Source organism: Aeromonas enteropelogenes, assembly GCF_000819845.1.
Taxonomy (GTDB): domain Bacteria; phylum Pseudomonadota; class Gammaproteobacteria; order Enterobacterales; family Aeromonadaceae; genus Aeromonas; species Aeromonas enteropelogenes.
The window spans coordinates 132848-152505 of record NZ_CDCG01000046.1 but is presented as its reverse complement, the minus strand read 5'-3'; the positions used below and the strand labels follow the sequence as shown (position 1 = coordinate 152505).

18 protein-coding genes are annotated in these 19658 nt (G+C 59.3%); 13 read left to right on the top strand and 5 right to left on the bottom strand.

What is annotated here, in order from left to right:
• Positions 1 to 20: 20 nt before the first annotated feature.
• Positions 21 to 737 (bottom strand): arginyltransferase, encoded by a 717-nt coding sequence (locus tag BN1123_RS20030; protein ID WP_042029221.1) that lies wholly within the window; start codon positions 735 to 737, stop codon positions 21 to 23.
• Positions 734 to 1441: a leucyl/phenylalanyl-tRNA--protein transferase gene (gene aat / locus BN1123_RS20025; protein WP_042029220.1), complete on the bottom strand. Its 708-nt coding sequence runs from the start codon at positions 1439 to 1441 to the stop codon at positions 734 to 736. The genes BN1123_RS20030 and aat overlap by 4 nt, the downstream gene beginning before the upstream one ends.
• Positions 1442 to 1460: 19 nt before the next feature.
• Between aat and BN1123_RS20020 the strand changes: the two genes are divergently transcribed.
• On the top strand, positions 1461 to 1934 hold the full coding sequence (locus BN1123_RS20020; protein WP_042029219.1) for an outer membrane lipoprotein: 474 nt from the start codon (positions 1461 to 1463) through the stop codon (positions 1932 to 1934).
• 81 nt (positions 1935 to 2015) lie between these two features.
• Here BN1123_RS20020 and BN1123_RS20015 read toward each other — a convergent pair whose 3' ends face one another.
• From BN1123_RS20015 to ald, 3 genes are all read right to left on the bottom strand, one after another.
• Positions 2016 to 3263: a diguanylate cyclase domain-containing protein gene (locus BN1123_RS20015; RefSeq protein WP_026456806.1), complete on the bottom strand. Its 1248-nt coding sequence runs from the start codon at positions 3261 to 3263 to the stop codon at positions 2016 to 2018.
• 63 nt (positions 3264 to 3326) lie between these two features.
• On the bottom strand, positions 3327 to 4277 hold the full coding sequence (trxB, locus tag BN1123_RS20010) for a thioredoxin-disulfide reductase (protein WP_042029217.1): 951 nt from the start codon (positions 4275 to 4277) through the stop codon (positions 3327 to 3329).
• Between the two features lie 184 nt (positions 4278 to 4461).
• The gene (gene ald / locus BN1123_RS20005) at positions 4462 to 5577 is read right to left on the bottom strand and encodes an alanine dehydrogenase (RefSeq protein WP_042029216.1); all 1116 of its coding nucleotides are present in this window, start codon (positions 5575 to 5577) and stop codon (positions 4462 to 4464) included.
• A gap of 149 nt (positions 5578 to 5726) precedes the next feature.
• On the opposite strand from ald, the gene lrp reads away from it, so the two are divergent.
• The 12 genes from lrp (at position 5727) to BN1123_RS19945 (ending at position 19630) form a co-directional block, all read left to right on the top strand.
• The gene (gene lrp, locus BN1123_RS20000) at positions 5727 to 6218 is read left to right on the top strand and encodes a leucine-responsive transcriptional regulator Lrp (RefSeq protein ID WP_005300047.1); all 492 of its coding nucleotides are present in this window, start codon (positions 5727 to 5729) and stop codon (positions 6216 to 6218) included.
• A gap of 202 nt (positions 6219 to 6420) precedes the next feature.
• The gene (locus tag BN1123_RS19995; RefSeq protein WP_042029215.1) at positions 6421 to 8919 is read left to right on the top strand and encodes a DNA translocase FtsK; all 2499 of its coding nucleotides are present in this window, start codon (positions 6421 to 6423) and stop codon (positions 8917 to 8919) included.
• A 73-nt stretch (positions 8920 to 8992) separates the two neighbouring features.
• The gene (gene lolA, locus BN1123_RS19990) at positions 8993 to 9601 is read left to right on the top strand and encodes an outer membrane lipoprotein periplasmic chaperone LolA (protein ID WP_042029278.1); all 609 of its coding nucleotides are present in this window, start codon (positions 8993 to 8995) and stop codon (positions 9599 to 9601) included.
• Positions 9601 to 10938, top strand: a complete 1338-nt coding sequence (locus BN1123_RS19985; protein ID WP_042029213.1) for a replication-associated recombination protein A — start codon at positions 9601 to 9603, stop codon at positions 10936 to 10938. The genes lolA and BN1123_RS19985 overlap by 1 nt, the downstream gene beginning before the upstream one ends.
• Positions 10939 to 11242: 304 nt before the next feature.
• Entirely contained in the window at positions 11243 to 12538 is a 1296-nt protein-coding gene (gene serS / locus BN1123_RS19980) for a serine--tRNA ligase (RefSeq protein WP_042029212.1), read from the top strand.
• Between the two features lie 187 nt (positions 12539 to 12725).
• Positions 12726 to 13214, top strand: coding sequence for a CvpA family protein (locus BN1123_RS19975; RefSeq protein WP_042029211.1), 489 nt, complete (start codon positions 12726 to 12728; stop codon positions 13212 to 13214).
• Between the two features lie 21 nt (positions 13215 to 13235).
• Entirely contained in the window at positions 13236 to 14756 is a 1521-nt protein-coding gene (gene purF / locus BN1123_RS19970; RefSeq protein ID WP_042029210.1) for an amidophosphoribosyltransferase, read from the top strand.
• Between the two features lie 184 nt (positions 14757 to 14940).
• Positions 14941 to 15699 carry a tRNA isopentenyl-2-thiomethyl-A-37 hydroxylase MiaE gene (gene miaE / locus BN1123_RS19965; RefSeq protein ID WP_042029277.1) on the top strand — a complete coding sequence of 253 codons (759 nt, stop codon included), beginning with the start codon at positions 14941 to 14943 and terminating at the stop codon, positions 15697 to 15699.
• A 300-nt stretch (positions 15700 to 15999) separates the two neighbouring features.
• Complete coding sequence (gene adk, locus BN1123_RS19960; protein WP_042029209.1) at positions 16000 to 16644, top strand: adenylate kinase; 645 nt, start codon at positions 16000 to 16002, stop codon at positions 16642 to 16644.
• A 93-nt stretch (positions 16645 to 16737) separates the two neighbouring features.
• On the top strand, positions 16738 to 17712 hold the full coding sequence (hemH, locus tag BN1123_RS19955; protein ID WP_042029208.1) for a ferrochelatase: 975 nt from the start codon (positions 16738 to 16740) through the stop codon (positions 17710 to 17712).
• A 40-nt stretch (positions 17713 to 17752) separates the two neighbouring features.
• Positions 17753 to 18139 (top strand): MAPEG family protein, encoded by a 387-nt coding sequence (locus BN1123_RS19950; protein WP_042029207.1) that lies wholly within the window; start codon positions 17753 to 17755, stop codon positions 18137 to 18139.
• A 186-nt stretch (positions 18140 to 18325) separates the two neighbouring features.
• Complete coding sequence (locus tag BN1123_RS19945) at positions 18326 to 19630, top strand: inosine/guanosine kinase (protein WP_042029206.1); 1305 nt, start codon at positions 18326 to 18328, stop codon at positions 19628 to 19630.
• Positions 19631 to 19658 lie beyond the last annotated feature (28 nt).

Genomic DNA, 19658 nt, shown 5'->3' with positions numbered 1-19658 from the left:
TTTAAGGCTATGTGTAAAGTTTACTCGGGCTTGCTGTCGATATTTTTCCATTCTCCCTGGATTAGTACCTCATGGGGCAGATAATTGCGCTTGTAATTCATCTTGCGACACGCTTCTACCAGATAGCCGAGATAGAGCCAGTTACGCCCCGTGCGTCTGGCGAGATCGAGCTGGCTCAGGATGGCAAAGGTGCCCAGAGAGCGGTCGGCGTAATCGGGGTCGAAAAAGGTATACATGGCGCTCAGGGAGTGAGGCAGCAGATCCGTAGTGGCGACCCCGATGAGCCGCCCTTCCTTGCGCATTTCCAGAAAAAGAGGGGGCATCCAGTCGCAGTGGAGAAAACCGCGATACTGGTTGCGATTGGGGGGATACATACTGCCATCGCGATGGCGCTCCCGGATGTAGCGCTCGTAGAGCAAGTAATACTCGGGTTTGTCATCGTAGCTCAACACGATGTCGATATCCCTGTTGAGCTGGCGGATCCGCTTTTGCCCGCGGCTGGGGCGAAACAGCTCGCTGTGAATGCGAAGAGATTGGCAGGCATGGCAAGCGGGGCAGTGGGGGCGATAGATGTCGTTGCCACTGCGGCGAAATCCTGCGGTCAGCAGGCGCTCATAGCCGCTGGCATTGAGCAGGGAGTGGTCCATCAGCACCAGCAACTGTTCCTGTTCCTTGTCCAGATAACTGCAAGGGTGTTTCGGGGTGAGCCCTACTTTGAGGATCACTTCTTCCGTCATAGGCTGATCTCCCCCTTGTGCCAGCATGTCGCCGCCAATGTTTGTTGCCCCAGTTCTGCCAGTGTTTTCAGAAAGCGGGCTCTTGGCCACTCTTCAATACCCAGAGTGGCGAGAAACGGGTTCTGCATCTGGCAATCGACAAGTTCACCCCCATGACGAGCAAAGTGACGACAGAGTGCCACCATGGCCAGTTTGGCGCCATTGTCGATGTGGCTGAACATGGACTCGCCACAGAACAGTCGGCCAATCGAGAGTCCGTACAATCCCGCCTGCAACCGTCCTTCTTGCCAGATCTCGATGGAGTGGGCATGACCCAGACGATGAAGTTGCTGATAAGCCTCGATCATGGGCCTGCTGATCCAGGTCTCATCGGCAGTGCGTCGCGGTGCGGCGCAGGCGGTGATTACCTCATTAAAGGCGCGATTGACGGAAATATCGAATGACGTGCGGCGCAGCACTTTTTGCAGGGTGCGTCCTATGTGCAGTTGCTCTGGCCGGATCACCCCCCGGGGATCCGGTGACCACCAGAGCGTCGGCTGGTGGGGCTCATTCCACGGGAAGATCCCCTTGTGGTAAGCTGCCAGCAAGCGCGTCGGGGAGAGATCGCCCCCAATCGCCAGCAGGCCGTTGGGCTCTTCCAGGGCATGCTTTGGGTCGGGAAACCAGCAGAGCTCATCATCCAGTTGGGTAAGATAGCGAGACATTAGGCAACGAGGTTCACAGATGAAGGGCATTATCCTGATAGTATCCAGCTTGATCTGGTTTGTCACTGCGCCAGCCTGGGCGGCTGTGTATGAGCGCAATACCGCCAGGCCCGTGAATCAGGTGGTATTTGGCGAAGTGGATACGGTGCGCAACATTACCCAGCGCCAGATCCTGGAATCCGAACACTCCGGCTGGAAAACCCTGGGTGGCGCCGTGCTGGGGGGGCTGCTTGGCAACCAGTTTGGCGGTGGTCATGGCCGGGAAATTGCGACCGCAGTGGGGGCGCTGGCGGGGGCAGCCATGGCGCAGCAGTATCAGTCGTCCGGTGGTAGCGTGGTGGAAAACAAGCTGGTGGAGCTGCTCATCCGCAATGAACAGAATGGGCTGGTCAACGTGATCCAGGATTATGATCCCGCCATGGTGTTCATGAAGGGGGACAAGGTCCGCATTCTCTATTTCGATGACGGTGTGCGGGTCGACAAGACGTTTTGAGAGAGGGGTTGAAAAACAACCGACAGATTTTCGGGGAGAAAATCTGTCGGGCGGTAACACACGGGACTCACTGCTTGCCGGTCAGGCGGCTGGGTCCTGAGACACGATTTTGTCGCGACCGGTATTTTTCGCCTGGTACAGCAGGCGATCCGCTTCGCTCAGTGCCTCGTCCATGGATCCCCGCCCGACATTGATCACGCCGTAACTGGCGCGAACGAACAGGGGATGCTCCTTGGAAAGAGGTTGCTGGCGCAACTGCTGACGCAGCCCTTCCAGCCGTTTGTTAAGGACGCTCACGGTGCAGTGCGGGACCATCAGAGCAAACTCTTCCCCCCCGAAACGGGCAATCATGGCATCGGGGAAGAACTGGGTCATCAGGCGGGTGAGGTGGCAGAGCAGCTGATCGCCGATGGCATGGCCCCAGTGATCATTGACCTGTTTGAAGTGATCCACATCGAGTACACAGAGCGCGAGCTGGGTTTGTTGGCGCTGATGCTCTTCGAACCATTTCTGCCCTTCATTGAACCAGTAACGCCGGTTGTACAGGCCGGTCAGGTAGTCGCGATTGGCTGACTCCTGAATGCTGTTGAACTGCTCGAGCGCCTCCAGATTGTGGCTGACCCGGCACTGCAACTCTTCCGGCTCGAACGGCTGGTTGAGGAAGTCGTTGGCGCCCTGCTTGAGGTAGCGAGCCGACAGCCCCCGCTTGTCGGAGACCGAGATCCCTATGATGGCCAGTTGCTGTTTGCTGTAGCGCTCGCGCAGCATACGTACCAGGCTGATCCCGTCGATATCCGGCATATAGTAGTCAACCAGCGCCAGGCGAATGCCCGGGTGTTGCTCCAGCATGGCCAACGCTTCACGGGCGTGGCTCGCCTCATGAACCTGCAGCAACTGTTTGCGCAGCTGGGTCATGGTGCGGTGGCGGGAGGTGCGTGAATCATCGACGACCAACACTTCGATGGCCTGGTTGAGATAGAGGCGATGCACCAGGCTGACCGCATATTGCAGCGAGTGGCGCGAATCCTTCATCACATAATCCAGCACCCCGGTTTCCAGCCAGGCGCTGCGTTTGTCCTCGCTGATGTCGGCGGTGAGGATCACCACCGGCAGGCCACGGGCCAGCAGTGCGCTGACGGCTTCTCCGCTTGGGGCATCCGGCAGCGTCAAGTCCACCAACGCCACCACATACTCTTCTCCCCGGCAATGACGGGCGCCTTCCAGGGTGTCGAAGGCATCAATCTCAAGACCGGTTTGCTGGGCAATGGCTTGAGTCAGCATGCGACGTATGGTCAGGCTGTCTTCGACTATCAATATCTTCTGCTTCATTAGACTCCTACATATGAAAAAGGCATACCCGAGGGTATGCCTTATATCACATCTGGAGCGCGTTTATTGTGCGTCGAGATAGCGTTCTGCATCGAGGGCTGCCATACAGCCGGTACCGGCGGAGGTGATGGCCTGACGGTAGTTATGGTCGGCCACGTCACCGGCGGCAAAGACCCCTTCGATACTGGTCTGGGTGGCAAAGCCGTCTAGGCCGCCACGAACCTTGAGATAGCCGTTTTGCATCTCCAGCTGGCCGTCGAATATCTGGGTGTTGGGCTGGTGACCGATGGCGATGAAGACGCCCATCAGTGCCAGTTCGGAAGTGGTGTCGTCCTGGGTGTTGCGCAGGCGCACGCCGGTGACCCCCATCTGATCGCCCAGCACTTCGTCCAGGGTCTGGTGGGTGTGCAGTACGATATTACCGCTGGCTACCTTGTCATGCAGGCGCTTGATCAGGATCTTCTCGGCACGGAACTCGTCGCGGCGGTGAATGAGGTGCACCTTCTTGGCGATGTTGGCCAGATAGAGGGCCTCTTCCACGGCGGTGTTGCCACCCCCGATCACCGCCACTTCCTGATTGCGATAGAAGAAACCGTCACAGGTGGCGCAGGCAGAGACGCCGCGCCCCTTGAACGCCTCTTCGGAGGGCAGGCCCAGATACTTGGCGGAGGCACCGGTGGCGATGATCAGGGCATCGCAGGTGTACTCGCCGTTGTCACCCTTGAGACGGAACGGGCGCTGGGTCAGCTCCACCTCGTTGATGTGATCGAACAGGATGCGGGTATCGAATTTCTCCGCATGCTCTTTCATGCGCTCCATCAGGGCAGGGCCAGTGAGGCCTTCGGGATCGCCAGGCCAGTTCTCCACTTCTGTGGTGGTGGTCAGCTGACCGCCTTGCTGCATGCCGGTGATGAGCAGGGGATTGAGATTGGCGCGGGCGGCATAGACGGCAGCGGTGTAACCGGCCGGGCCGGAGCCCAGGATCAGCAGTTTGCTGTGAGTGACTTGGCTCATGATGTAATTTCCGAGACGTAATGAGTTTGCGCGATTGTAGGTAATTCGTGATAAGGGGTCAAAGGCCAGTGAGTCGATTGTTTTAATCGTGTACGTATGAGCGGCGGGGCGGGTTTGGGAAATAAAAAAAACCGCCCATCGCGGGCGGATTCTCACTCATCGTCTCTTGGGAAAATCGAGCAGATCAGTTCAACAGGGTCAGGGGATCCGTGTAGACAAGGCCATGGGCCACGGCGACCTCCTTGCAAGTCAGCTTGCCTTTCATCACGTTGAGACCATGCAGCAGATTGGAGTCTGCCAGCAGCGCCTGACGATACCCTTGTTGCGCCAGTTTGATGATGAAGGGCAGGGTGGCATTGTTGAGAGCCACGGTCGAGGTACGCGCCACGGCGCCCGGCATGTTGGCCACGCAGTAGTGCACCACGTCATCGACGATAAAGGTGGGATCTTCGTGAGTGGTGGGGTGGGAGGTCTCCACGCAGCCGCCCTGATCGATGGCCACGTCGACGATGGCTGAGCCAGGCTTCATGCGCGCAATGTGGTCACGGTTGACAAGTTTTGGCGCAGTGGCACCCGGCACCAGCACGCCGCCAATGACCAGATCGGCTGCCAGCAGGTGACGTTCCAGGGTTTCGCTGTTGGAGTAGACCACCTTGGCTGATCCTTGGAATTCGTTGTCGAGTCGGCGCAGGGCATCAATGTTGTTGTCAAGAATGGTGACATCCGCGCGCAGGCCGATGGCCATACGGGCCGCGTTGGAACCCACTACACCGCCCCCGATGATCACCACCTTGGCCGGTTCGACGCCGGGCACGCCACCGAGCAGCACGCCGCTACCACCGCGGGATTTCTCCAGTGCCTGGGCGCCCGCCTGAATGGACATGCGACCCGCGACTTCCGACATGGGGGCCAGCAGGGGCAAGCCACCACGACCATCGGTGACTGTCTCGTAAGCGATGCAGATGGCGCCACTTTTCAGCAAGGCTTCGGTCTGTGGCAGATCCGGCGCCAGATGCAGGTAGGTAAAGAGGGTCTGACCCGGGCGCAACATGGCGCACTCGATTGGCTGGGGCTCCTTGACCTTGACGATCATCTCGGCCTTGGCGAAAACCTCGGCGGCAGTGGCCAAAATATCGGCGCCGGCAGCCATATAATCTGCATCGCTAAAGCCAATGCCGTTTCCGGCACCGCTTTGGACGAAAACAGTGTGGTTTCGTGCTGTCAGTTCACGTACACTGGCCGGAACCATGCCTACGCGATATTCATGGTTTTTTATCTCTTTCGGTACACCGATAATCATGCTATCCCTCGTCTATCGATTGGTGTTTTATGTTGCTTAAATGTTAATAACATTTGCGCCTAGTATATTCAGGTATTGACAGGATTTGTGACCATAATTATAAAATGACTGGTGATTCTTACCAAAAAATAGCCAAAGGATGGAATAAAATGATGGAAGCTAAGAGTCGGCTAAAGGATTTGGACAGGATTGACCGCAACATTCTGAATGAACTGCAAAAGGATGGCAGGATTTCGAACGTTGAGTTGTCCAAACGAGTTGGCCTGAGTCCCACACCGTGTCTGGAACGGGTTCGTCGCCTCGAGCGACAGGGTTATATCGAAGGATATGCCGCCATTCTGAACCCTCACTACCTGGATGCCTCTTTGCTGGTCTTCGTCGAGATCACCCTCAATCGTGGGGCCCCCGATGTGTTCGAACAGTTCAACAAGGCCGTTCAGGTGCTCGAAGAGATCCAGGAGTGTCACCTGGTATCCGGTGATTTCGATTATCTGCTCAAGACCCGGGTGAGCGACATGTCGGCCTACCGCCGGCTGCTGGGGGAGACCCTGCTGCGCTTGCCCGGTGTCAACGACACCCGCACCTACGTGGTGATGGAAGAGGTCAAACAGAGCAGTCGTCTGGTGATCAGCACCCGATAAAGCAGGTTATGCCGTGGTATCTTGTCCATATGAGACACCATGACAGTCAGAAACGAGCGGCCGGTCCGCTCGTTTCTTCTTGTTGCGCGGCGTGCAAAGATGGCGTGCCCATAGCAGACACGGGCTGACAATCGGTGGGCTTTTCGGGGATACTAGCCCCCCTTATTTCCTGCATTACATGTTTTCAGAAAGGAGCCGGAGTTTGGCCGATAAAAAGCTGTTTACTCCTTTATCAGGTACACAACGGATCTTCGAAGCCGTCTTGATCGCCATCACCCTGATGGCTGCCTATCTTCTGCTTGCCCTGTTGTCCTACCACCCCGCCGATCCCGGCTGGTCCCAAACCTCCTGGCAAGGGGAGGTGAAAAACCTCGCCGGTAGTGCCGGGGCCTGGCTGGCCGATATCACCATGTTCACCTTCGGGGCCTTTTCCTACCTGGTTCCTCCTCTGGTTGTACTGCTGGGCTGGAGCCTGTTGTGGCGCCCGAGTCGTCTGCTCGATGTGGATTACCTCACTCTGGGGGTGCGAGTCATAGGTTTCATCCTCACCGTGCTCGGTATGTCGGCCATTGCCAGCATGAATTTCAATGACATGCAGAATTTCTCCGCCGGTGGCCTGGTGGGGGATGTGATCGCCACCGCCGTGGTGCCGCTGTTTGGCGGCGTTGGGGCCAACCTGTTGCTGCTCTGCTTCGTGGCGACCGGCATCACCCTGTTTACCGGCTGGTCCTGGCTCACCATCGTGGAGCGGATCGGTGCCGCCTGCACCGGGTCAGTCGGCGCCATCTATCACTTCCCGACGACCCTGGGTCGCTGGTTGACCGGCGGCTGGCGCCAGCCTCGCAACGAGGGGCCGGATCCATTGCTGGAAGGGAATGTTGGCAACATCGCCTTTGATGAGGAGGACGACGCCGAGCCGCACAGCAACTGGGGTCGCCGTCCCAAAGGGAAAAACCAGAAGGCGTCACAGGAAGAGTGGCTGCCGGAGCTCGATGACGACACCTTCGAGTTCGAACCCCGGTTTGAAGATGAACCTGCACCCAAGCCCAAGCGCAGCGTCGTCGCCAATGCCCGTCGTCAGCCCGCGCTGGCAATGGCCGATGGCGACGATGATCTCGACCTGCCCTGGGCGGAAGGGGATGACGAGGAGCCGGCCGCGCCGGTTGCCGCCACGCCCGGCAAAGCCAAACGCCGCGTGCAAGCCAACCTGCCGCCGCTGCCAAGTCTCGAGCTGCTGGACCGTCCCCCGGCCAGAACCCAGATGATGAGCAAGGACGAGCTGGAGCGCATGGGCCGTCTGGTGGAGGCGAAACTCGCCGACTACAACGTCCAGGCCAAGGTAGTCGGCGTCTATCCGGGCCCCGTCATCACCCGTTTCGAACTGGATCTGGCCCCTGGCATGAAGGCGAGCAAGATCACCAACCTGTCCCGCGATCTGGCCCGTTCTCTCTCGGCCAGCAGCGTGCGGGTGGTGGAGGTGATCCCGGGCAAGACCTATGTGGGGATCGAGCTACCCAACCGGGTACGCCAGACCGTCTACCTGCGCGAGACCCTCGATTGCGAAGCCTTCCGCGACAGCCACAATCCGTTGACCATGGGCCTTGGCCAGGACATTGCCGGCTCCCCCGTGGTGGTGAACCTCGCCAAGATGCCGCACCTGCTGGTGGCCGGTACCACCGGCTCGGGTAAATCGGTGGGGGTGAACACCATGATCATCTCCATGCTCTACAAGTCATCGCCTGAAGATCTGCGTTTCATCATGATCGACCCCAAGATGCTGGAGCTGTCGGTCTACGAAGGCATTCCGCATCTGTTGACCGAGGTGGTCACCGACATGAAGGACGCCGCCAATGCCCTGCGCTGGTGCGTGGGCGAGATGGAGCGTCGCTACAAGCTGATGTCGGCGGTCGGGGTGCGCAACCTCAAGGGCTACAACGACAAGATACTGGCGGCCATCGAGGCGGGTGACCCCCTGCTGGATCCGCTGTGGCGTCCGGGTGACTCCATGGACGAAACCCCGCCCGAGCTTGAAAAACTGCCCCATATCGTGGTGGTGGTGGACGAGTTTGCCGACATGATGATGATCGTCGGCAAGAAGGTGGAAGAGCTCATTGCCCGTATCGCCCAGAAGGCGCGGGCGGCCGGTATTCACCTCATCCTCGCGACCCAGCGTCCATCGGTGGATGTGATCACCGGTCTTATCAAGGCCAACATTCCGACCCGCATCTCGTTCCAGGTATCGAGCAAAATAGACTCGCGCACCATCCTGGATCAGGGGGGCGCCGAATCCCTGCTCGGCATGGGCGACATGCTCTACATGCCGGCTGGCACCTCCAACCCGACCCGGGTTCACGGCGCTTTCGTCGATGACCACGAGGTACACAAGGTGGTGGCGGACTGGAAACTGCGCGGCGAGCCGGATTATATCGACGAGATCCTCTCCGGAGAGTCGGGCGGCGAAGGTGGCAGCGGCGAATATGGCGGTGGTGGCGACGAAGAGCTTGATCCCCTGTTCGACGAGGCGGTGGCCTTCGTGGTGGAGTCGCGCCGCGGTTCCACCTCCAGCGTGCAGCGCAAGTTCAAGATCGGTTACAACCGGGCGGCCCGTCTCATCGAGCAGATGGAGAACCAGGGCATCGTCAGTTCGCCGGGTGGCAATGGCCAGCGCGACGTGTTGGCGCCACCACCGGTGCGTGACTGAGTCTCATCCTACTATCCTGGCCATGCCCTCACCGGGCGTGGCCTTTTATCGAGAGCGTTTTATGAAAAGCCTGATGAAAAAACAACTGTTGATGGGAACCGTGCTGCTGGTGGCCAGCAGCCAGGCGTGGGCCGATGCGGCCAGCGATCTCAAGCAGAAACTGGCGGGGGTGAGCCTCTTCTCCGCCAAGTTTGCCCAGACCGTCTACGACAGCAAGGGCAAGGAGCTGCAAAAGGCCAGCGGCACCCTGCTGGTGCAGCGCCCCAATCGCTTCAACTGGCACACCACCTCACCGGACGAGAGCCTGATCGTGGCTGACGGCAAGGATGTGTGGGTCTATGACCCCTTCGTCGAGCAGGTCACCGCCCTCAAATTGCAAGATGCGGTGCTCAATACCCCCTTCATCCTGATCGCGGGCAATGACGACAAATTCTGGAAGAACTATGACGTGACCCGGCAGGGGGATGTCTATACCGTCACCAGCCGCAACCAGGATGAGCTGATCGCCTCCTTCCGCGTCACTTTCGATCGCCAGGACAACATCAGCCGCTTCGACGTGAAAGAGGCCCAGGGGCAGTGGAGCGAGTTCACTTTGAGCAGCTTCAACCGCAAGCCGGTGCTCAAGGGCAACGAGTTCGTGTTCAAGATCCCGAAGGGGGTCGAGCTGGACGATCAACGCTGATGAGCAATCTGTCGCTGGATTTCTCGTCGGATTTTCGTCCGCTGGCGGCCCGGATGCGGCCGCAAAACCTTGACCAGTATATCGGCCAACAGCATATCCTCGGGCCTGACAAGCCCCTGCGCAAGGCGATCCTGGCGGGCCACTGCCACTCCATGATCCTGTGGGGGCCGCCCGGGACTGGCAAGACCACGCTGGCCGAACTGGTAGCCCACTACTGCCAGGCCGAGGTGGAGCGGGTTTCGGCTGTCACCTCCGGCATCAAGGAGATCCGCGCCGCCATCGACAAGGCCAAAGAAAACAGCTGGCGCGGGGTGCGCACCATCCTGTTTGTGGACGAGGTGCACCGCTTCAACAAGAGCCAGCAGGATGTGTTCCTGCCCCATATCGAAGATGGCACCATCACCTTCATCGGCGCCACCACCGAAAATCCCTCGTTCGAGCTCAACAACGCACTGCTCTCCCGGGCCCGGGTCTATCTGCTCAAAAGGCTTGAAGAGGATGACATCCTCGCCATGATCGATCAGGCGATGACGGATCCCCGTGGCCTCAATGATCCGGCGCTCACCTTCGCCCCCGGGGTGAAGGAGGCACTGGCCAAGGCTGTGGATGGGGACGGGCGCAAGTCCCTCAACTATCTGGAGCTGTTGGCCGACATGGCCGAACAGGACGCTGGCGGCCACAAGCAGATCGACAGCGCTCTGCTCGCCGCCGTGGTGGGGGAGCACGTAGCGCGCTTTGACAACAAGGGCGACCACTTCTATGACCTCATCTCGGCGGTGCACAAATCGATCCGCGGTTCGGCCCCCGATGCGGCGCTTTACTGGTATGCCCGCATGGTGAGCGCCGGTTGCGATCCCCTCTACATCGCTCGTCGCCTGCTGGCGATTGCCTCGGAAGACGTGGGCAATGCCGATCCGCGCGCCATGCAGGTGGCCCTGTCCGCCTGGGATTGTTTTCATCGCGTGGGACCGGCGGAAGGGGAGCGGGCCATCGCCCAGGCGATCGTCTACCTCGCCTGCGCGCCCAAGAGCAATGCGGTCTACACCGCCTGGAAGGCAGCGCTGGTGGATGCCAGGAATCTGCCCGATTTCGAGGTGCCGGTGCACCTTCGCAACGCCCCGACCAGGCTGATGAGCGAGCTCGGCTATGGCGCCGAGTACCGTTATGCCCACGACGAGCCCGGTGCCTATGCCGCCGGCGAGGAGTATTTCCCGCCCGAGCTTGCCGGCAAACGGTACTATCAGCCCACCGATCGCGGCCTTGAGAAGCAGATTGCCCAGAAGCTCGATTATCTCCATGATCTGGACCGACAGAGTCCCAATAAACGGCGCCCCTGACCCCTGCGGGAGCATATTGTCTGAAAATTGGCCAACCCCTTGAATAATCTGGGTCCCTTGGCGTGATCCGTCGCGAAAACGAGGCAAATAGTCCCTGTTCGGGCAGGGGGGCGGTCTGCTACACTGCCCCTCTGACCCCGTTTGTCTTGGCCTAGTGCCATCTTCCTGATTTCGACGACCCGATCCTCCGGGTCCGATTCTGAAGACGATTGGGGTATGCCAACCGATGTTAACTTCCGGATCTGTTTCCAAGCCCGTCATGATGACCCAGGCTCAGATCCCATTTTAAAAAAGTAGGTAAACCATGCTGGATCCCAAATATCTGCGCAGCGACATTGAAGAAGCTGCCGCTCGTCTGGCGACACGTGGCTACGTTCTGGACGTAGCGGCTGTCAATGCTCTGGAAGAGAAACGCAAGGATCTGCAGTCCCGTACCCAGGAGCTGCAGGCCGAGCGCAACGCCCGCTCCAAATCCATCGGTGAAGCTGCCCGTCGTGGTGAAGATGTTGCCCCCCTCAAGGCCGAAGTGACCAAGATCAACGAAGAGCTGGAAACCAGCAAGGTCGAGCTGGAGGCCCTGCTGGCCGAGCTCAAGACCATCGCCGACATGATCCCCAACCTGCCGAGCGATACCACCCCGGTTGGTCGCGACGAGAACGACAACGTGGAAGTGCGCCGTTGGGGCACCCCGCGCGAGTTTGATTTCCCGGTGCGCGATCACGTGGATCTGGGTGAAGCGGCCAAGGGCGTGGACTTCAAGAATGGCGTCAAGCTCTCCGGTGCCCGTTTCGTGGTGATGAAGGGCCAGATTGCCCGCCTGCACCGCGCCCTGGCCCAGTTCATGCTGGACTTGCACACCCTGCAGCACGGTTACACCGAGTGCTACGTGCCCTATCTGGTCAACCCGGACAGCCTGTATGGCACCGGCCAGCTGCCCAAGTTCTCCGAAGACCTGTTCAACACCGGCATCGGTGGGGAAGGGGAAGACGAGGGCAAGGTGCGCAAGTTCTCCCTGATCCCGACCTCTGAAGTGCCGCTCACCAACATGGCCCGCGACGAGATCTTCGATGAGCAGGAACTGCCCATCAAGATGACCGCCCACAGCCCCTGCTTCCGCTCCGAAGCGGGCTCCTACGGTCGTGACACCCGCGGCCTCATCCGCATGCACCAGTTCGACAAGGTCGAGATGGTCCAGCTGGTTCACCCGGAAAAATCCTGGGACGCACTGGAAGAGATGGTCGGCCACGCCGAGAAGGTGTTGCAGCTGCTGGAGCTGCCGTATCGCGTGATGGCGCTCTCCACCGGTGACATGGGCTTCTGCGCCGCCAAGACTTACGATCTGGAAGTGTGGCTGCCGGCCCAGAATACCTACCGTGAGATCTCCTCCGTCTCCAACTGCACCGACTTCCAGGCGCGCCGCATGCAGGCTCGCGTGCGGGTCGATGGCAAGCCGCAGCTGATCCACACCCTGAACGGCTCCGGCCTCGCGGTGGGCCGTACTCTGGTGGCGGTGCTGGAGAACTACCAGCAGGAAGATGGTCGCATCGCCATCCCGGCAGCGCTGCAATCCTACATGGGCGGTCTGACCCACATAGGTTAAGTTCGCGCTGGTAACGACAACGCCATGGCCATGCCATGGCGTTGTGCATTTTGGCGCCGGTCAACCGTTTTTATCGTGAATAAATCTGCGCAACCGGCGCTTCTTTGAACATGTAACACAATTTTATCAAGCATTGCGCAATCGTTTTTGTTAGACTGCGCCGCAATTTCGCAGGACATCTTTTTCTATGGTCTGGATTGATTACGCCATCGTCGGTATCGTCGGTTTCTCTGCCCTCATCAGCCTGGTGCGCGGCTTCGTCAAGGAAGCCATGTCTCTCGTCACCTGGTTTGTCGCCTTCTTCATTGCCAGCCATTTCTATCCTGATCTCGCCGTTTACTTCACCTCTTTTTCCGATGTCCTGGTGCGCAACGGCCTGGCCATCGCCGCCCTGTTCGTGGCGACTCTGATCCTCGGCAGCGTGGTGAACTATGTGGTGGGCCTGCTGGTGGACAAGACCGGCCTCTCTGGTACCGATCGGGTGCTGGGGGTCTGCTTCGGTGCAATTCGCGGGGTACTGATCGTCAGTGCCCTGCTTTTTTTCATGGATACCTTTACCAGCCTCTCCCAGAGCGACTGGTGGCAGGCCTCCAAACTGGTGCCCGAGTTCAAGCCGGTCATCCAGTGGTTTTTCGGGTTCATGCTGAACTCATCGAGTTTTCTTAAACAGGTATAGTGACTTCGAGGTAGCAAAGACATGTGTGGTATTGTCGGTATAGTAGGCACCACTCCGGTCAATCAGGCCCTCTACGACGCCTTGACGGTGTTGCAGCACAGGGGACAGGATGCCGCCGGGATCGTAACCATTGACAGTGGAAACTTCCGGCAACGCAAGGCCAATGGCCTGGTGAAGGACGTGTTTGAAGTGCGCCACATGCAGCGTCTGCAAGGGAACATCGGCATCGGTCATGTCAGATATCCCACCGCAGGCAGCTCCAGTGCGGCAGAAGCCCAACCTTTCTATGTGAACTCCCCCTACGGCATGGTGCTGGCCCACAACGGCAACCTCACCAACGCCAAGGAGCTCAAGGAGCAGCAGTTCAAGGTGGCCCGTCGCCACATCAACACCACCTCGGATTCCGAAGTGCTGCTGAACGTGCTGGCCCACGAGCTGGATCTGTGTGACAAGATGGCGCTGGCCCCGGCGGACATCTTCGCCGCAGTGCGCAAGACCCATCAGCAGATCCGCGGCGCCTATGCGGTGGTCTCCCTGGTGATTGGCCACGGTCTCATCGGTTTTCGTGACCCGAACGGTATTCGCCCGCTGATCCTCGGCCGTCGTCAGGACGAACAGGGTCAGGTGGAGTACATGCTCGCCTCCGAGAGCGTGGCGCTCGACGCCATCGGTTTTGAAACCGTGCGTGACGTCGCCCCGGGCGAGGCCATCTACATCACCGAGCAGGGTCAGCTCTTCTCCGAGCAGTGCGCTGACAACCCGCAGATGAGCTCCTGCATCTTCGAATATGTCTACTTCGCCCGTCCCGACTCCTTCATCGACAAGGTCTCGGTCTACGCCGCCCGCCTCAACATGGGTCGCAAGCTGGGCCAGAAGATCGCCCGCGAGTGGGAAGATCTCGACATCGATGTGGTCATCCCCATCCCCGAGACCTCCTGCGACGTGGCGCTGGAGATAGCCCACACCCTGGATCTACCGTACCGTCAGGGCTTTGTGAAGAACCGCTATATCGGCCGTACCTTCATCATGCCGGGCCAGACCCAGCGCAAGAAGTCGGTGCGTCGCAAGCTCAATGCTATCAGCTCCGAGTTCAAGGGCAAGAAGGTGCTGCTGGTGGATGATTCCATCGTGCGGGGCACCACCTCCGAGCAGATCATCCAGATGGCGCGAGAAGCCGGTGCCGCCAAGGTTTACTTCGCCTCCGCCGCCCCCGAGATCCGCTTCCCCAACGTCTATGGCATCGACATGCCCACCGCCAACGAACTGATCGCCCATGGTCGGGAAGTGGAAGAGGTGTGTGCCCTGATCGGTGCTGACGGTCTGATTTTCCAGGATCTGGAAGATCTGGAAGCCGCGGTACGGGAGATCAACCCGGAGCTGCGCCACTTCGAGACCTCGGTGTTCAATGGCCACTATGTCACCGCCGACGTGGATCAATCCTATCTGGACCACCTGAACGCCCTGCGCAACGATGACAGCAAGGCGGTACGCGAGTGGCACGAAGGCACCAGCAACCTGGAAATTTTTAACGAAGGCAGTTAAACGTTTTCTCCGTTGCTAAAGATGATGATATGGGGGCCCTGGCCCCCATTGTTGTTTCTGCAACTTGGGAGGGCAGGGGATATCTGTTTGAAAAAGCGGCGCTTATGCGTGCAGGGGTGGGCTGTGACGGCGGGATCCGCTAGCATAGGAGCCTGCCATGTTTTCCGATCAGATGAGAGTTCAGATGGATGATCTGCTAGCCCCCGTGCGCCAGTTTTTGCACTGTGAGACCCCGGATGAGTGGGTAGAGATGGCGCGGGATCCCGCCCACCTGCCGACCCTGCTCATCGATCATGCCAACTGCGAGAACAAGGCTGCGCTCACCGCTCACAGCCTGGTGCGCCGCTACTGCCTGCCCAAGGGCAAGCGCCACCTGCTGCCCAAGCTGGAATTCTACCGCGAGCTGGACGCCATCCCCGAGAAGGCAGAGATCCTCGGCAAACGTACTATGGGGGAGTCCGATCGCACCGTGTTCGAGGAGCTGGCGCGCAATCCGCTGCTGTTTCCCATGGTGCGCCTCATTCAGGAGGAGCTGCACCACTTCGAGCAGGTGCTGGAGATCATGGCGGCCCGCGACATCCCCTACGGCCCCGTGACCGCCTCCCGCTATGCCCGCAGCCTGATGCAACATGTGCGCACCCACGAGCCTGCCACCATAGTCGACAAGATGATCATCGGCGCCTACATAGAGGCGCGCTCCTGTGAGCGTTTCGCCAAGCTGGCCCCCCATCTGGACGAGGAGCTGGGTCGCTTCTATGTCTCCTTGCTGCGCTCCGAGGCGCGCCACTATCAGGATTATCTGGCGCTGGCCGAGCTCTATGCAGGAGAGGACATCAGCGAGCGGGTGGCCTTTTTCGGCAGGCTGGAGGCCGACCTTATCTGCTCGCCGGATCCCCAGTTCCGGTTTCATAGCGGTCTCCCTGTCACTTCTGACAGTTGTTGACGCAACGGGGGCCAACTACTATTGCCTCGTTCCTACTACGAGCGACAAGTAGTATTCTTTGAGCGCAATTCCCGGCCCCCTAGCCGGGATTTTTTTATCTGTTTTTTTCCTCTCCATCCAGCACCCATGGTGAATGTTTAATCACTTACCTTTTGGCCTACGGTTCAGCCTGGCGGCGTATGCCCCGCATTTTTAAGGCGATTAATTACTCATTCAGGCGGGGCACCCTTGTAGAAGCGGGCGAAACCGTGTACTTTTTTGCCTTCGCAAGATTTGAATAACCAATCAATAGGAGCGTGTATGCGCATTGTTCTGTTGGGGGCTCCGGGCGCCGGCAAAGGTACCCAGGCTCAATTCATCATGGAAAAACACGGTATTCCGCAGATCTCCACTGGCGACATGCTGCGTGCCGCAATCAAGGCGGGCACCGAGCTCGGCTTGAAAGCCAAGGCTGTGATGGATGCAGGTCAACTGGTCTCTGACGACATCATCATCGGTCTGGTCAAAGAGCGTATCGCCCAGGCCGATTGTGCCAAAGGCTTCCTGTTGGACGGTTTCCCGCGCACTATTCCCCAGGCGCAAGCCATGAAGGATGCCGGTGTGTCCGTTGATTTCGTGCTGGAGTTCGACGTACCGGACGAAGAGATCGTCAAGCGCATGAGCGGTCGTCGCGTTCACTCCGGCTCCGGCCGTACCTACCACGTGGTGTTCAACCCGCCGAAAGTGGAAGGCAAGGATGACGTGACCGGCGAAGATCTGGTGATCCGTGCCGACGATGAAGAGACCACAGTGCGCAAGCGTCTGGATGTATACCATCAGCAGACTGCACCGCTCATCGGTTTCTACGGCAAAGAAGCGGAAGCGGGCAACACCCGTTACGTCAAGATTGACGGCACCCAGCCGGTTGATCTGGTGAGCCAGCAGCTCGCCGCCATCCTGGGCTGAGCCCGGTCGATGACACCCTGTACCATCAGGTAATTTAAGAGAAGGGCCCTGATGGGCCCTTTTTGCATCACGACAGATAGACAGGAAGCCAATGTGACCACGAAAACAGGCATCTTGCTGGTCAATCTGGGCACCCCAGCCGCCCCCACTACCGCCGCCGTAAAAGCCTTTCTGAGCCAGTTTCTCCATGACCCCAGGGTTGTCGATCTGCCTCGCTACCTCTGGTGCCCGCTGCTGCATTGCATCATCTTGCCGACCCGTTCGCCCAAGGTGGCCAAGTTGTACCAGCAGGTGTGGACCGATCAGGGCTCACCCCTGATGGTCATCAGCCAGCAGCAGCGCACCGCGCTGGAGCAGGAGCTCAAGCGGGAAGGGGTGGATGTACCGGTGGAGCTGGCCATGACCTATGGCTCGCCCTCCATGACGGATGGCTGGCAGGCGCTCAAGGCCAAGGGGGTCAACCGGGTGATCCTGTTGCCGCTCTATCCGCAATATTCGGTGAGCACCACGGCTTCCGTGTTCGATGCCTGGGCCAAGGCGATGAAAAAAGAGCGCAACCTGCCGGTGGTGCGGCTCATTCGTGATTACCATGCCCACCCGGAATACATCCAGGCGCTGGCCATGAGCGTGCGCCGTCACTGGGAGCAGCACGGTCAGGGGGATCATCTGCTGATGTCCTTTCACGGCATTCCCGAGCGCTACGAGCAGGAAGGGGACCCTTACGGCCAGCAGTGCCGCACCACGGCCGCCCTGCTGGCGGAGGCGCTTGGGTTGGAGCTGGGGCAGTGGACGGCCAGCTTCCAGTCCCGTTTTGGCAAGGAGGAGTGGCTCAAGCCCTACACGGACGAAACGGTCGCCGGCTTGCCGGGTCGCGGCATCAAGCGGCTCGATGTGATCTGCCCGGCCTTTGCCGCCGATTGTCTCGAAACCCTGGAGGAGATCCAGGTACAAAACCATGAGGCCTTCATGGAAGCCGGTGGAGAGCAGTTTGCCTATATTCCTGCCCTCAACAACGATCAGGCCCATATCCGCATGATGGTCTCCCTCATCTGCCGCGAGCTGGCGTGAGGAGGGTAGGCAGTATGATGTATCAACGAGGAGCGATCGCATGATCCATATCACCCTGCTCTATGCAGGCTTGCTGGGGCTCTTGTTCCTGCTGCTCTCCTTCTGGGTGGTCAAACGCCGGGCCCAGTTCAAGGTGATGATAGGGGAAGGGGAGGCGCCAGAGCTCTTGGCGGCGATCCGTACCCACGGCAATTTTGCCGAGTATGTTCCTTTGACTCTGCTGTTGATGGCCCTCTGCGAGCTGGCCGGGGCGGGGGCCTTGTGGCTTCATCTTGGCGGCGGCATGCTGCTGGCAGGTCGGGTGCTCCATGCCATCGGCATGCAGATCCCCAAGGCACCCAATCTGCCGCGGCTGTTTGGCACCCTGCTGTTCTGGCTGTCCCTGGGACTCTTTTCGGTGCTGGCGCTGCTGCTGTCGGCGAGTTGAAAATAGCCTCCTTGGGTACACAAAAACCACCTCCCGGCGAGGTGGTTTTTTGTTGGGCGAAGAATAAACGTTTTCCCCTGCAGCCCTTGTCTATACTGACCCCATAATTTAATCAGGGCGACTTTTCGGGGCGGCTGATTGTGTTAAAATCCCGCCCCTCTTTTCCCCAGAGCACAGAACATTGCCATGAAATTTCCCGGTCAGCGCAAGTCCAAACACTACTTCCCTGTCGATCGCCGTGATCCCCTGATCTCGCAAAGCGCCCAACTCACCGAACTGGGCAAAGCCTATGTCGTGGGTATCGATCAGACCCTGGTTGACATCGAAGCCCATGTGGATGATGACTTTCTGGCTCGCTATGGTCTGAGCAAGGGCCACTCGGTGGTGATCACCGACGAGGTGGCTGAACGCATCTACGACGAGCTCAAGGCCAACAACATGGTGGTGAGCGAATTTGCCGGCGGTACCATCGGCAACACGGTCCACAACTACTCGGTACTGGCCGACTCCCACTCCATCCTGCTGGGGGTAATGAGCCAGGATATCCGGATCGGTTGCTATGCCTACCGTTATCTGTGCAACACCTCTTCTCGTGTCAACCTCGACTATCTGCAGCCGGTGGATGGCCCCATCGGTCGCTGCTTCACCTTCATCACCGAGTGTGGCGAGCGCAGCTTCGGCATCAATGCCGGCAAGATGAATCAGCTGGACGTGCGCCACATCCCCGAAGAGGTGATCAAGGGAGCCTCCGCTCTGGTGATCACCGCCTATCTGGTACGCGGTGATGACGGCGACCCCATGAAGGAAGCAGCCATGACGGCGGTGCGTTATGCCCGTGAGGCCGACATCCCCGTGGTACTGACCCTGGGTACCCGCTTCGTCATCGACGAGAATCCCCAGTGGTGGCGCGAATTCATCGCCGAGAACGTGACCGTGCTGGCGATGAACGAGGACGAGGGCGAGGCCCTGACCGGCATCGCCGATCCCCTCGGTGCCGCCGACAAGGCCCTCGACTGGGCTGACATGGTGCTCTGCACCGCCGGCCCCATCGGCCTCTACATGGCGAGCTACACCGACGAGGATTACAAGCGTGAGACCACTCATACCCTGCTGCCGGGGGTGATCCCCGAGTTCAACATGTATGAGTTCAGCCGCCCGATGGCACGCAGAAAATGCCGCAAGCCGATGCGCATCTACTCCCACATCTCCCCCTACATGGGTGGCCCGGAGAAGATCAAGAACACCAACGGTGCGGGCGACGGTGCCCTTTCCGCCGTGTTGCACGACATGGTAGCCAACTCCTACCACCGGATGAACGTGCCCAACTCCGCCAAGCACATCTCCGAGTTCCTCACCTACTCCTCCCTGGCCCAGGTGTGCAAATATGCCAACCGGGTCAGCTACGAGGTGTTGGCCCAGAGCAGCCCCCGTCTCTCCCGCGGTCTGCCGGAGAAAGAGGACAGCCTGGAAGAGGTGTACTGGGAGCGTTGATTTTCCCACTGTATTGAATGCAAAGGCG

Bases quoted from the DNA above. Each gene is read 5' to 3' on its own strand.
- BN1123_RS19950 (WP_042029207.1), top strand. From the start codon at position 17,753: ATGATCCATATCACCCTGCTCTATGCAGGCTTGCTGGGGCTCTTGTTC.
- BN1123_RS20030 (WP_042029221.1), bottom strand. From the start codon at position 737: ATGACGGAAGAAGTGATCCTCAAAGTAGGGCTCACCCCGAAACACCCT.
- ald (WP_042029216.1), bottom strand. From the start codon at position 5,577: ATGATTATCGGTGTACCGAAAGAGATAAAAAACCATGAATATCGCGTA.
- serS (WP_042029212.1), top strand. From the start codon at position 11,243: ATGCTGGATCCCAAATATCTGCGCAGCGACATTGAAGAAGCTGCCGCT.
- miaE (WP_042029277.1), top strand. From the start codon at position 14,941: ATGGATGATCTGCTAGCCCCCGTGCGCCAGTTTTTGCACTGTGAGACC.
- adk (WP_042029209.1), top strand. From the start codon at position 16,000: ATGCGCATTGTTCTGTTGGGGGCTCCGGGCGCCGGCAAAGGTACCCAG.
- purF (WP_042029210.1), top strand. From the start codon at position 13,236: ATGTGTGGTATTGTCGGTATAGTAGGCACCACTCCGGTCAATCAGGCC.
- BN1123_RS19985 (WP_042029213.1), top strand. From the start codon at position 9,601: ATGAGCAATCTGTCGCTGGATTTCTCGTCGGATTTTCGTCCGCTGGCG.
- BN1123_RS19945 (WP_042029206.1), top strand. From the start codon at position 18,326: ATGAAATTTCCCGGTCAGCGCAAGTCCAAACACTACTTCCCTGTCGAT.
- BN1123_RS20020 (WP_042029219.1), top strand. From the start codon at position 1,461: ATGAAGGGCATTATCCTGATAGTATCCAGCTTGATCTGGTTTGTCACT.
- BN1123_RS19975 (WP_042029211.1), top strand. From the start codon at position 12,726: ATGGTCTGGATTGATTACGCCATCGTCGGTATCGTCGGTTTCTCTGCC.
- trxB (WP_042029217.1), bottom strand. From the start codon at position 4,277: ATGAGCCAAGTCACTCACAGCAAACTGCTGATCCTGGGCTCCGGCCCG.
- aat (WP_042029220.1), bottom strand. From the start codon at position 1,441: ATGTCTCGCTATCTTACCCAACTGGATGATGAGCTCTGCTGGTTTCCC.
- lolA (WP_042029278.1), top strand. From the start codon at position 8,993: ATGAAAAAACAACTGTTGATGGGAACCGTGCTGCTGGTGGCCAGCAGC.
- lrp (WP_005300047.1), top strand. From the start codon at position 5,727: ATGATGGAAGCTAAGAGTCGGCTAAAGGATTTGGACAGGATTGACCGC.
- BN1123_RS20015 (WP_026456806.1), bottom strand. From the start codon at position 3,263: ATGAAGCAGAAGATATTGATAGTCGAAGACAGCCTGACCATACGTCGC.